Raw genomic sequence first — 13,002 nt, 5'->3', positions numbered from 1 at the left:
TAGGACGGTCGGGACTGATTGCCTCTCGCATGGTCTATACTGAAGTGGCGCATCGCGGGATGATATTCAGAGATGAATTTGAAGATTTTGGAGCTAGCTCATGAGCGATGTTAAAACAGCGGTCCGGATATCTCCTGAAGCGCTAAGAGAAAAATACCGCATCGAACGCGACAGGCGCCTGCGGGCCGATGGTCCGAACCAGTATCTTGATCCCAACGCCGTTTTCCGCGACTTCGACGCCGACCCTTATGTCGAACCAGGCTTTACGCGCCCGGCGATCGTCGAAGAAACAGAGGTCGCAATCGTCGGCGGCGGCTTCGGCGGGCTTCTCACCGGTGCGCGCCTGCGGCAGCAAGGCGTCGAGGATTTCCGCATCATCGATCGGGCAGGTGATTTCGGCGGCACCTGGTATTGGAACCGCTATCCGGGCGCGGCTTGCGACATTGAAAGCTATATCTACCTGCCGCTGCTTGAGGAAACCGGCTACATCCCGACGGAAAAATACGCCAAGGCGGCGGAAATCTTCGGCTATTGCCAGCAGCTCGGCCGCCATTTCGACCTTTACGACCGCGCATTGTTCCAGACGCAGGTAACGGAAGTCCGCTGGGATGAGGGACGCGCCCGCTGGCTGGTGCGCACCAACCATGACGACGTGCTGGCGGCACGCTTCCTCGTCATCGCCGGCGGGATCATGCACAAGGCCAAACTGCCCGGCATCCCGGGGATCGAAAACTTCAAGGGGCACAGCTTCCACACCAGCCGCTGGGACTATGCCTATACCGGTGGCAGCCCGACCACGCCGATGGATCGCCTGAAGGACAAGCGCATCGGCATCATCGGCACCGGCGCGACCGCGGTGCAGGCGGTGCCCAACCTCGCCCGCGACGCGGAGCATCTCTACGTCTTCCAGCGCACGCCGTCCGGCGTGGGTGAGCGGAACAACCAGCCGACCGATCCTGCATGGGCCGCTTCGCTCCAGCCAGGATGGCAGCAGGAGCGGATCGAGAATTTCGAGGCGCTGGTCGCCGGTCAGCCGGTTGAGCAGGACCTCATCAACGATGGCTGGACGCAGATTTCAGGCGGCGTCAATTTCGAAGGCGGCGCGGCTGATGACGATCAGTATGAACTGGCCGACTTCGCCCGCATGGAGGGCATTGGCGCCCGCATCGATCAGATCGTGCAGGATCCCGCCACGGCAGAGGCATTGAAGCCCTGGTACAACACCATGTGCAAGCGTCCCTGCTTCCATGACGAATATCTGCAAAGCTTCAACCGTCCCAACGTCACTCTGGTCGATACCGACGGCAAGGGTGTCGAGCGCATCACCCCCACCGGCGTGGTGGTCGGCGGCACCGAATATCCGGTCGATTGCCTCGTCTATGCATCGGGCTTCGAAGTCTCGACGGGCTATACCCGCCGCCTGGGCTTTGAACTGTACGGCAAAGGCGGGCAGTCGCTGACCGACGCGTGGAAGGACGGCGCCGCCACCCTGCATGGCATGTATACGAAGGGCTTCCCCAACCTGTTGATGTCCAGCCTGGTCCAGGGCGGCACCGGCGTCAACGTCGTTCCCATTCTCGATAATGTCGCGACACAGACCGCCTACACCCTCAAGCGCATGGTCGACCTGGACGCCCGCGCCTTCGAACCGACCGAGCAGGCGCAGGAACACTGGCTTGGCGTGCTGATGTCGCATCTGACGGGCACCGGCAAGTTCTCCTCCGAATGCACCCCGGGCTTCTACAACAACGAAGGATCGCTCGGCGACCACAAGATGGCCCGCAACGCTCCCTATGCCGGGGGCACCCTGGCCTATTTCGAAGAACTGAAGAAATGGCGCGAAAGGGGCGATCTCGAAGGACTGGAAGTTTCCAGGAATTCGGAAGCCTAAAGACAGCGACCAAGCTATCCGGATTTTGGTGCCGATTTCGTGCATCGAAATCCGGAAGTTCGAGTCGGCCCGCCTCCGGGTGGCAAAGTGCTGTAGTGACGCTTCAATCTGGCTTGACCTTCCATCTTGCGGAAGGTCAGCCAATCTCCATCATCGGTTCATTGCTCTGCCCCGAAAATGGCATAGACTTCCGCAATGGACGGATTACGCCGCAGCGTCTGGCCGCCACTGACATGGATCACCTGGCCTGTAACAAAGCTCGACTCTTCGCTCGCCAGCCATAGCGCGGCGTTGGCGACATCCGCAGACATGCCCGGCCGCCGGAGGGGGATTTCTCGCATATAAAGTTCGCGCATCGCCGGGATGGCCATTCCCCCGCCCGACATGGGTGCATCCGCGACGCCGCCAGCCGCGATGCTGTTGGCGCGAATGCCCCTGTCGCCAAATTCATTGGCAATCGTGCGGATCACGTGATCGATACCGGCCTTGGTGCCCATATAGGCGGCATGATCCTCAAACATGATCGTCGCCGTCACCGATGAGATTTGGATGATCGACCCGCCATGCTGCATGTTCCGCACCAGCGCCTGGAAAAACTGGAACGGCCCGGTGAACTGGACAGCGGCCATGCGCTCCAATTCGTCACGGCTTGTTTCCAGAAACGGCTTGAGCAAACCCCAGCCAGTGCTGTTGACGCCGATGTCGAGCCCGCCCATCTTGTCGGCGGCATCCTCCACCGCCTTGTTGAGACTGGCTTCGTCGGTGATGTCGCAGGCAACCCATTCCGCCCCGATCTCGTCCGCAATCTGTTGCAGCGGTTCCGTTCTGCGACCGGCAATGACGGCCTGTGCACCATGATCGATATAGGTACGCGCGATGGCGGCGCCGACATTCTGTGGAGCGACGCCAAGGATCATGGCCCGTTTGCCGCTCAATCGACCGCTCATCTACTCTCTCCCAATTTTCTCGTCACGCTCGGCGTTAGTGGACCGGCCTGCTGTTGCGAAGGCCCAGCATGCCACCCCTCCTAAAGTCACGGCTACGCAAAGTACAAATAACATGATCGGCGTTCTTGCAAACGCCCGCTTCGATCGCGGTTGGGTAGAGCGCTTATTTCGGCTTGAGTGCGAAATCCACCTGCACGGCGACTGTGCTCGTTGTCTGCCCCGGCATCAACGGCACATTCGAAGCGTTGGCGGCGGATTGTTCAACCGCGATCGGTGGGGGCGCTACCGGCACCGCACCCGGCAGATAGCGGTTCCCTTGGGTGCCGCCTGCATCGCGTATCGACAGCACGCGCGCGATAGTCATTCCTGCCGCATCGGCATAGGCCTCAGCGCGCGCATGCGCGGCCTTGTACGCTGCGGTGTATGCGGAGTTCGCCGCCTTCTCCGGATCAGCCATGCGCAGATCGGGACCGCTCAGGACATTGGCACCCGCCGTGGTAGCCGCTGTCACTGCGGCGGATGCCCGATCAACGTCCCGCACGGTTACGTTGATGATGTTGCTAGCCTGATATTGGCCTTTGCGATCGCCCCAATCGAGCCGTTGTACACTCAGGCTCCGTGTCTGGATGTCCTTCTCCGCTATCCCTGCACCGGAAAGAGCGTCCACGATCTTTCCGATCAGCTGTTGGTTCGCGGCAGTGGCTTCGGCGGCTGATTTCGCCCAGCTATTGATACCGGCCTGGAACTGTGCCTGATCAGGACGCGTGTCGCCCTGTCCCGTTGCGCTGACGGACAGCAGCGTTTCATCATGACCAACGCCACGCGGGTCGCGCGGCTCTCGATCACAGGCATGGAGGAGCATCAGCGGGCTCAATGCCAAAGACAATTTAGCAACGGACATCATCTCTCCCCAACTTTGCGGTGAAGCCGAACGTGCCCCACGAAAGATGAAGCGAAGCTGAGCGAAAGGCTGGGCCCACGGTTGGGACTTTCTGCTTAACCCTAGTGAGTTGGAGACGGGGCAGCCGCTTCTCCTGTAATGACGATCGACAATCCGGGAGTTCGCTAAATGATTTTCCGATGGTTCTACATCAGCACGAGCAGGCTTGCCGAGGACGAGTCCGATGAGCTGGTGGCGGATATCGTCAGGGACTCGATACCTCGCAATCGCAAGCTCCAGGTCACGGGCGCACTGCTGTTCACCGGCCGCCATTTCGCGCAATATCTTGAAGGCCCCGCAACTTCGGTGGGCACATTGCAGCGGATCATCCTCGATGACCTTCGGCACGAAGATATCCGCACCATCGCAGAGGGCGCATATCCCTGCCGCCGGTTCGTCACCTGGTCGCTTGCATATGTGCCCCCCGCGCGATCGGGTGAGCGGAGGATTGAACAGCTGCTAAGCGACGCGGCGCACGCCCGCGAAGACTGCGTAGAAGCATTAGCCCAATTCATGTCCGAATCCGCCATGATGGGACATGCATGAGCCGCTCCGCTTACCCCTCGATCAGCACCCACGCCATCAGATTTCCGGATTGGCCGCCTTTTCAGCGAGATAGCGCGACGTGAAATTGGGCGCCACCGCAGGCTTTTCCATCCGCTCATACAGGCGGCGGTAGGAGGACCGGGCGATCTGCCATTGGCCATCGACCTTGCGATATTCGTCACGATAGAGGCAGGCACCGCTCGTTTCCATGCCCGTACGGAAGTCCATGGCATAGTCGGTAAGCGTCCAGCGGCCCTCCGCCCGATCATCGCTCGTCACGTTGATCTCGGGCTGATGCACGGTATGGCAACCGACGAAGTCCTCATGGAAGGCCGCGTGGAGCAGAGACACCACCTCATCGCGGCCCTCGGCATGGAAGTGATAACTGGCGCCAACATAATCGACGACGATGTCTTCCGTAAGGACGGAGGCAAGGCCTTCCGCATCGGCCGTGTCCAGATACCGGCAATATTTATGTTTCAGCTGCTTGATGAGCTCTATGTCTTCGAGCCGTATCGTCATGACCAATCCTCAAGATTTGCGATAAGGTTGAAACGCGGTCCCATCAAAACTCCACACCGAAATCGACGCCATAGGTGCGCGGCGCCTGGAAGGTTCCGACAGTCCAGGTATCGAATACGGGAAAGAGGAATTCCGGCTTGTCCGAATTGTTGAGGTTCTTGCCCCACAGCGAAATCCGCCCCTTCACACTGCCAAGCGGGATATCGGCAAAGGTCATGCGGGCGCCGATCTGCCAGCTCGAAGGAATAACCAGCGCACGATCAAGCGCAGCGTCTCCGCTCCCCAGACAGCCCTCCGTTGGCGATTGCAACGCGCCGATCGGGCACTGAAGCCGGTAATGCTTGCCCTCATATTGGCCATCCACCCGGAAGCTCAGCGTCGTGCCGTCCGGGAAGGCCGCCGCTTCATATTGCGTCGCGAGATAGGCGGTATGCCGGGGCTGGTAGGACCGCACCGGCGTCGCGGCGGGATTGGACGATTCCGCCTTGGGCTCCACATCGGTGAAGCCGTAATTGGCATTGAGGGTGAGGCCATCCACCGGCACCACGGTGGTTTCGACCTCGACACCGCGCGCCCGCTCCGTGCCAGTGTTGAGCAGGATGTTGCCGCCCTGGTTGGGATCGAAGCCGGTAACCTGAAGCGCCTTGCGATCCGCCTGGAACAGCGCAAGGTTGACACGGACGCGCCGGTTCAGGAATTCCGATTTAAGGCCGACTTCATAGGATTTGATCGTCTCGGGCTCGAATTCCGCGCCATGGAAGATGCCGCCTGAAACGAACCCGGTGGTGAACTTGGCATAGACGCTGCTATCGGGCGCGAAGCGGTAACGAATGGAGGCGTCATAGTCGAAGCGTCCCTGCTTCGCCCGGAAGCTGCCGCGCGGCACGGTGGGGGTACGCGGAGCCGCCAGCAGGTCGTTCTCCGTTCGATCATCCTTGGAATAGCGCGTGCCCGCGCTCAGCTCCAGCTCGTCGGTCAACCGGAAATCCACATGGGCATAGGCGGCGTAAGATTTGTTGAGCACTCGCAACAGGTCGCCGCCGGCCAGATAGCTGTCCGGATTGACGATCGGGATCGGCTGGCCGGGTTGCGCCACCAGGCCGAAGATTACCGGGCTGTTGAGGAAGGCTTTCTCGCGATAGTAGAACAGGCCGCCGACGAAATCCAACCGGTCCATATGGCCCAGCAGCTGGAGTTCGTGGGACCATTGCCGCTGCTTGGCATAACGTACTGCGCCCAATGCCTGGAAATAACCGCCCGTCCCGCCATAAGGATCGACAAGCGCGTTGCCATCGAGATCGGAAGTGCTGTTCACCTTGAAGCCGCGAAGAGCCCCGATATATTTGACGCTGAGCGCATCGTTTAAGTCATAGACCGCCGTAAGACTATGTCCCCAGGTCTTCTGGCTCGCGGCAGCCAAACCGTCGATCGGCACGCGGTCCAACCGCTTCAAACTTTCGACCGCCGTTCCGCCCAGAGCAGGTTGATTGGGAAAATTGGTGATCGCGCCAAACGCCGCCCCACCGTTCAGCAACTGCATCGCATCGAGCGTCGTCACCAGATCGGCATAGTCGAACCGATAGTCGAGCGTCAGATTGTCGATGCCGGTATAGCGTACCGCCGCGAAAACGGACTCATTATTGTTCGCGCCGAAACTGTCCGCGCTGGTTTGCGGCCCGAAAGGTTCCGGAAACAGATAGGTTCTGCGCGGACCGCTATTCTTCACATAGCCTGTATTTTCATCATGCACATAGGTAACGCGGGCGGACAAGCCATTCCATTCCGGCGTATTGACGGTAATTCGCCCCCGCCGCCGCTGGTAATTTCCGATGGTGCCGTCAACGACTACGCCGAACTTGCCGGTCGGCCCTGCCGTCACGAAGCTGATTGCGCCGCCGGTGGAGTTACGGCCAAACAAAGTGCCCTGCGGTCCGCGCAGCACTTCGATCCGTTCGATATCTGCGAGGTCGAATGCGGAATTGCCCGGCCGTCCTAGATACACACCATCAAGATAGAGAGCGACGCCGGAATCGATCTGAAAGTTGATCGATCCCGAAGATACGCCGCGAATATTGAATTGGGGCGCGGTCGGCGATCCGGCCTGCTTCTGGATAACCACGTTCGGTGCCGTCTTGCCGACATCCTGAAAGCTTTCGATCTGGAGATCCGCGATCAGCTTCGCATCCATTGCAGTGACGGCGGTTGGAACATTCTGGATATTTTCAGAGCGTTTGCGCGCCGTCACGATGATGTCGGTCAGGCCAGCCTCGGCCCTGCCCGCTGCTGGAGCACTGTCCTGCGCACGGGCGACACCTGTCATGAGGGCGCTCGGCGCGACACAGCTCAATAATGCGCAACAGAAAATTCGAGACATGCTGTTCCTCCCCATTCTCTACGCCAGCGCCCGACGAAGGCATCACTGGCTGCGTCGCGAACGGAGGGGGTGGCTAAGGCTGCCCGGCTGATCCGCATGGCGCGCATTCGCGAGGATCGCAATCCGACCTATTCGCGTTGGCCATGAGGCGCCTTGTGGCAGCCCATCCTCTCCTCGTCTCGCGTCTGCCTTCAGCAGATCGTCTCGAGGAGCATCGCGCAGCTAAGGGAGGGACGACACCTCCATATCGATTAAGTCAAATCGAAGAGATCAGCCACGCGGCAGCGTCAGTTCCGGCATGCTGGTGTGGATCAGGTGAACAAGCTGCGATTGCCGGGCGACCCCCGTTTTGGCGAAGATTGACCGCAGATGTGATCGCACCGTGTTTTCAGCAATGCCTAGCCGGTGCGCGGTGTCGATGACTGACACACCATTTGCGAGCGATGCGGAAATCGACGCCTCGGTCGGTGTGAAGTTGAAGAGCTTGCGCACGGCATCTGCTGTCACGACGCACTGCCGCTCCGGGTCGCCAAGGAACAGCGCGAGTGCAGGCGAACTGCCGGTATGCATGAACCCGGGGATCTGCACCGGTTGCACGACCATTCCGATGTCGCGATGACCGGAAGGACGCTCCGCCAGGAAAACGAACCGGCCTCCCCCGTTGCCGCATTCCGACGCGGCCGCCTTCAGCCTCTTGCGGAATTCGGCGTCGCGTGACGGGTTGGTAAGGGCGACACGGCCTCCCACCAGCCCGATGCCGTCGCCATCCGCCAGGATTGATGCCGCAACCTCGTTGACCTTCAACACCTTCAGATCATGGTCCAGAATGACGGTGCCGACGGCGAACTGTTCGATCGCGCCGATCATCACGGCCTGTTCGGATCTGGATGTTTCCAGTCTCTGATATAATTCGATCGCCTGCCGCAGATGCGGGACAATTTCCTCTACCCGGCTGGTTTCCTCGCGATTGAAGGGATCGCCGCCCGGAGCACGGGTCAGGCGCAGACGCGCTTCGAACCCGCCGCTCATGCGCAGGTCGACGCCCAGCACATGGGACCCGTCCATGGATTCAATCCATTCCTTGTAATAGGCCGAGTTCTTGAGCGCCGCCTCTCCCACATATTCATACAGCGTCATGACCTTGCCCTCGGGCAGGTTCACGAACGGATCGATTTCCAGATAGCGGTCCAGATAGCGCTGTATGGACTCGCTGGTCGCAGTCGGCGTGATCATCGTGGTGAGCGAAAGATCCGGCGGCGTCAGGATCAGCGTTCCGTAACGGGCATGGGTCTGGTCGCGCAGCATCAACAGAAATTCGCGCCACGGGTCATCGCCCAGCAACCCCTGGTTCAAGGCCAGCATCAGGCGCGAAAATTCCATCCGCCTGCTCGCTTCGTCGGTCATCTTCGTGCCTCTCCCGCACCGGCCCTGTGCGGCCGTTTCCAGCATGGTAGAGGCTTGATCAGATGTTGCCAATTGCGCAGCAGCCGAGCGGCCCTTACGCCTCTGCGATCATGTAGCCACCGCTCACCACCAGACATTCTCCGGTAATGAATGCCGCCGCGGGGCTCGCCAGGAACAATGTGGGACCAGCGATGTCCTTGGGCTCTCCCCAACGGCCAAGCGCCATGCGCTGCGCGGTCGCCGGGCCATAAACAGGATCGTCGGCATAACGCTCGGTCATGCGCGTGCGAACAGGGCCCGGCGCCAGCGCATTGATGCGAACCCCTTTGCCACCCCATTGCTGTGCCAGCGATTTGGTCAGGAGCAGCATCCCTGCCTTGGCGGCGCTGTAGCCGGGAAACATGGAATTGCCGAATATCGCCATCATCGATGCGATCATCACCACCGCCCCGCCGCCTTCATGATCGGTCTGCTCCAGCAGGGGCAAGCAAGCGCTGGTCAGGGCATGCACCCCCTTCAGGTTGGCGTCTATGGCCGCGTCGAAATCCTCCGGCATCGAAGTTCCGCCCGCATTGTTCACTAATATGTCGAGCTTGCCGAGGCTGTTTGCGAGTGCGTGGACGCTGTCCCGATCCTCCAGGCGCAGGCTGTGATATTCTGCGCCGGCAGGGATCAACTGCGGTTCGACCGCTTCTCGCGTGCCGGTGATCGTCACCCGCGCACCGGCCTCCATGAAGGCACTCGCAATGCCCGCGCCGATGCCGCTGCTCCCGCCGGTGACAAGCACATGACGCCCTTTGAAATCGAACATGCCGCCTCCCTTCATCCGATCGCGGCGACGGCATCCGCCGCATCCTGCATCGCGCCTTCGATATAGCCGACGCCATTGGCGTCGCCGATGCTGCGCACCTGAAAACCAGCCTCGCGCAACATGTCCGCCAGCCGCGCATCGCCCTGCGCGCCCTTCGCGATGATGACCTGGTCCGCGCCCACGGTCCGGCGCTGGCCAAATCCGTTCACGTAGCTGACGGTGCGTTCGCCGATGGCGATGTCGGTGACACCGGGCAGCAGCTTGACGTTCAGATGCTTCAATTCATCAAGCACACGCCACCGCCGCACCACCTGAAGCCCTGCGCCCATGCGGGAGGCTTCGTCGATCACGACGATCCGGCGATCGCGCTTGGCCAGGAACTCCGCCAGTTCCAGGCCGACCAGTTCGCCCCCGATGATGACGACCTGCTTGCCAAAAGGCATCCAGAAGTCGCTGGCCGCGCGGACGAAGCCGGGACGAGCGGTTAGGCCGGTCACTTTGCCCGCGCGCATCATCAGGCGAGTCTTGCCGTCGATCTTGCCGTTCAGCTGGCCAAGATCCTGTGCCAGCATCAGGCTGCGCATCTCGTCGCCACTGAATACATTGTCGCGGTCGGCGCCCGGGATCGGCGGCAGTTCGCGCCGCGCGCCGGTCGCGACGATCACCTCGTCGGGCGCGATTTCCCTCAGCAGTTCAGGCGTGGCCCGTGTGTTGAGGCGGATGCTGACATTGGGCTGCGCTGCTATCTCGCGCTTCAGCCAGTCGACGATGCCCTGATTGGGCGCATAGGCGATCGAAGCAAAGCGCGCTGTTCCGCCGAGCCCGCCGGTTGCCTCGATCAAGGTCACGCGGTGGCCGCTTGCCGCCGCTCTCCGCGCGGCTTCCATGCCTGCGGGACCGCCGCCGATAATAGCGATGTGCCGAGCCTGCGCCGTAGGATGCAGCCCCCTTTCCCGTTCGAACCCTGTCTCCGGGTTGACCGCGCACTTGACCGGGCGGCTGAAGAAAATCTGGCTGATGCAGGTATAGCAATAGACGCAGGGACGCACCGCCTCGGCCTGCCCCGCTTTCAATTTGTTGGGTAATGCGGGGTCGGCCAGCAGCTTGCGGCCCATCGTCACGAAATCAAGCTTACCCGCCGCGATGAAGCGGTCGGCGTCCTTGGGCTCGATCCGCCCCGGACAGATGACGGGAATGTCCACCCGCGCCTTGATCCTCGCGGCTGCCTCGACGAAGCCGTTGCGGATGTCGGTGGCGTGGCCGGTCGAATAGGTCAGGCCGCGCCCAGGATGCCCGTCAGCGGACACATGGATGGCGTCGGCACCCGCTTCCTGGGCAAGCCTTGCAGTGGTGGCGGCGTCTTCCACGGTGATGCCGCCGTCGATCAGGAAATGCTGGCTGTCGAGACGCGGCCAGATCGGCATGTCGGGACCCACGGCGGACCTGATCCCATGAATGATCTCACAAAGAAGACGCGACCGGTTCTCGATCGATCCGCCATACTCGTCTTTTCGCTGATTTATTAATGGGTTCAGAAATGACGAGATCAGATATCCATGCCCCGCATGGATTTCCACCGCATCCACCCCCGCCCGCTTCGCCCGTTCGGCAGCGCGAGCGAACATCTGCACCAGCTGCTCGATATCCTGCGCCGTCATCACCTTGTAATTGGGTTCCCCCATCGCCGCGAAGGGCGCGGTGAAGATCGCCAGCTCATCTTCCAGGAAGCCCTCCATCATGTCGCCGTCGCTCTTGCCGACCGCTGGAATGGAGGGCGTCCAGATCGGACGCCCGGCGAGCATGTCGTTCATGGCGACCAACCCCGCATGCTGAAGCTGCATCGCGAGCTTTGCACCATGCGCATGAACCGCATCGGCTAGCGCCCTGACGCCGGGCACATGCCGCTCGTCGGAGATCGCTTCGTTCCGCCAGTTGCCCGATCCCTCGGGATAGCCGATCGACACCGAACCCATGGTGATAAGCGCCGCGCCGCCCTTCGCCCGCGCCTCATAATAAGCGCGCAGCCGGTCACCCGTGATGCCATCCTCGTCCGCCAGGTTCGATCCCATCGGCGTCATGAAGATGCGGTTGCGCAGCGGCATGGCGCCGATGCGTCCGGGCGCGAGGAGGTGGCGGTAAGCCATGATTATCCCTCTCCTGCCGCGTCAGATGCCGTAGCCGCCCGAGACGTTAATCTGCTGTCCCGTCACATAAGCGGCACGATTGGACGCCAGGAATACGGCAGCGTGGCCGATCTCCTCGGGCTGGCCCCAGCGTTTGAGCGCCAGGCCCTTCTGCACCTCGGCGACCCATTGGGTATCGAAGACGCCCTGGCGGGTGAGTTCCAGGAACATGCCCGCTTCGATCACGCCCACGAGCACGCTGTTGGCGCGGATGTTGTTGCGACCTTCTTCCTTGGCGATGCCGCGCACCAGCGACTCATTGCTCGCCTTCGGCGCGACGGACAGACCATCCTTTTCCGGCCAGTGCATATGGCCAGCGGACCCAAGCGTTACGAAGGAGCCGCCGCCACGCGCGCGGAAATGCGGCAGCGCAGCCTGCACGGCGTTGAAGAAACCATGCACCTCGGTATCAATGGCCCGGCGCCATTGTTCATGCGTCATATCGCCTATCATCACCTGATCGACGAGAGGCCCGGCGGCCCAGACAATGGTATGGACCCGGCCGTGCGCGGCTACAGCTGCCTCGAACAAGGCCTCTACCTGTGCCTGATCGCGCACGTCGCCGCGATGGACCGAAACCTTGCACCCCATTGCTTCAATTTGACTGGCAAGCGATTGCGCAGCATCCGCCTTGCTGTGGTAGCCGATCGCGACGTCAGCCCCAGCTTCCGCGAAACTCTGCGCAACGCTGCGGCCAATGCCGCCGCTGCCGCCAAACACAAGGGCAGCGCCCTCCGGAAACATTGCCTTTTCCATGATCCACTCTCTTTCTTTATTCCTCTGTCCGCCACCAGGCAGTCGGGACGCGCGGGGTGTAATGCAGGACATCATCTTGCGTTCGGCCCGGATACGTCGAAATCGATTAGACCCGGCGCTGTGCTCCGCCGTCCTCGCTCCAGGACGCTCCTTCGCCCAATATTTGGGCGACGACGCGTGGGTTTACATATTCCCGCCAACGGGTGATCCGCCCGCCAGCAAAATCGAAAACGCTGATGTAGCGATTGGAATATGGGGCGCCGGTAGGGATATACCGGCTGTGCGAGCTGTATTCGGCGATCAGCTGGTCATCTCCAACCAGGTCATGGATGGTTTCTATGCGATAGGCATAGTCGTCAAAGTCGCGCCAGCTCGCTTGCATGGCTTCCAGGAACCAGCGTGCGCCGCGATGCTCCACTGGGAAGCCATCCATGACGGGAAATGGCCATTCAAACAGGATATCCTCGGCCAGGCAGCGTTCGACTTCATCAAAGTCCTTTCGGCCCAGCGCCGTCAACATTGTTACGAACAGATCGCGATTTGCGCTGCTGGTCATTCACCCTCTCCTTTTTTCGATGTAGCAAAGAGGCGGACAGGCTAATTGATCAATTCAAGGGAAGCCGATGGA

The 13,002-nt window shown here is 61.1% G+C and carries 11 protein-coding genes; 2 read left to right on the top strand and 9 right to left on the bottom strand.

Annotated features, from left to right (window positions below; translation table 11 throughout):
- Positions 1–100: 100 nt before the first annotated feature.
- A complete protein-coding gene (locus NCHOL11_RS15185; RefSeq protein ID WP_097093429.1) occupies positions 101–1,891 on the top strand; it encodes a flavin-containing monooxygenase in 1,791 nt (596 codons plus the stop codon).
- Between the two features lie 158 nt (positions 1,892–2,049).
- On the opposite strand, the gene NCHOL11_RS15180 is transcribed toward NCHOL11_RS15185, so the two are convergent.
- Both NCHOL11_RS15180 and NCHOL11_RS15175 read right to left on the bottom strand, forming a co-directional pair.
- The gene (locus NCHOL11_RS15180; protein WP_097093428.1) at positions 2,050–2,838 is read right to left on the bottom strand and encodes an SDR family oxidoreductase; all 789 of its coding nucleotides are present in this window, start codon (positions 2,836–2,838) and stop codon (positions 2,050–2,052) included.
- Between the two features lie 163 nt (positions 2,839–3,001).
- On the bottom strand, positions 3,002–3,739 hold the full coding sequence (locus NCHOL11_RS15175) for an SIMPL domain-containing protein (protein WP_247229570.1): 738 nt from the start codon (positions 3,737–3,739) through the stop codon (positions 3,002–3,004).
- A 168-nt stretch (positions 3,740–3,907) separates the two neighbouring features.
- On the opposite strand from NCHOL11_RS15175, the gene NCHOL11_RS15170 reads away from it, so the two are divergent.
- The gene (locus NCHOL11_RS15170; protein ID WP_097093426.1) at positions 3,908–4,324 is read left to right on the top strand and encodes a BLUF domain-containing protein; all 417 of its coding nucleotides are present in this window, start codon (positions 3,908–3,910) and stop codon (positions 4,322–4,324) included.
- 36 nt (positions 4,325–4,360) lie between these two features.
- Here the strand turns inward: NCHOL11_RS15170 and NCHOL11_RS15165 are convergent, their stop codons facing one another.
- The 7 genes from NCHOL11_RS15165 to NCHOL11_RS15135 all read right to left on the bottom strand — a co-directional run bounded on the left by NCHOL11_RS15165 (position 4,361) and on the right by NCHOL11_RS15135 (position 12,930).
- A complete protein-coding gene (locus NCHOL11_RS15165; protein ID WP_097093425.1) occupies positions 4,361–4,846 on the bottom strand; it encodes a nuclear transport factor 2 family protein in 486 nt (161 codons plus the stop codon).
- 43 nt (positions 4,847–4,889) lie between these two features.
- Positions 4,890–7,166, bottom strand: a complete 2,277-nt coding sequence (locus NCHOL11_RS15160) for a TonB-dependent receptor (protein WP_176502306.1) — start codon at positions 7,164–7,166, stop codon at positions 4,890–4,892.
- Between the two features lie 324 nt (positions 7,167–7,490).
- Positions 7,491–8,624: a helix-turn-helix transcriptional regulator gene (locus NCHOL11_RS15155; RefSeq protein ID WP_176502305.1), complete on the bottom strand. Its 1,134-nt coding sequence runs from the start codon at positions 8,622–8,624 to the stop codon at positions 7,491–7,493.
- 94 nt (positions 8,625–8,718) lie between these two features.
- Complete coding sequence (locus NCHOL11_RS15150; RefSeq protein ID WP_255254867.1) at positions 8,719–9,435, bottom strand: SDR family NAD(P)-dependent oxidoreductase; 717 nt, start codon at positions 9,433–9,435, stop codon at positions 8,719–8,721.
- A gap of 11 nt (positions 9,436–9,446) precedes the next feature.
- A complete protein-coding gene (locus NCHOL11_RS15145; RefSeq protein ID WP_097093421.1) occupies positions 9,447–11,579 on the bottom strand; it encodes an oxidoreductase in 2,133 nt (710 codons plus the stop codon).
- A gap of 21 nt (positions 11,580–11,600) precedes the next feature.
- Positions 11,601–12,374, bottom strand: coding sequence for an SDR family NAD(P)-dependent oxidoreductase (locus NCHOL11_RS15140; protein ID WP_097093420.1), 774 nt, complete (start codon positions 12,372–12,374; stop codon positions 11,601–11,603).
- Positions 12,375–12,480: 106 nt separating this feature from the next.
- Complete coding sequence (locus NCHOL11_RS15135) at positions 12,481–12,930, bottom strand: nuclear transport factor 2 family protein (RefSeq protein WP_097093419.1); 450 nt, start codon at positions 12,928–12,930, stop codon at positions 12,481–12,483.
- Positions 12,931–13,002: the final 72 nt, after the last annotated feature.

It is taken from the genome of Novosphingobium sp. Chol11 (assembly GCF_900218065.1).
In the GTDB taxonomy this organism is placed as follows: domain Bacteria; phylum Pseudomonadota; class Alphaproteobacteria; order Sphingomonadales; family Sphingomonadaceae; genus Sphingobium; species Sphingobium agri.
Note: the sequence above shows the minus strand (reverse complement) of the source record. Positions and strands in the feature narration are given on the sequence as shown.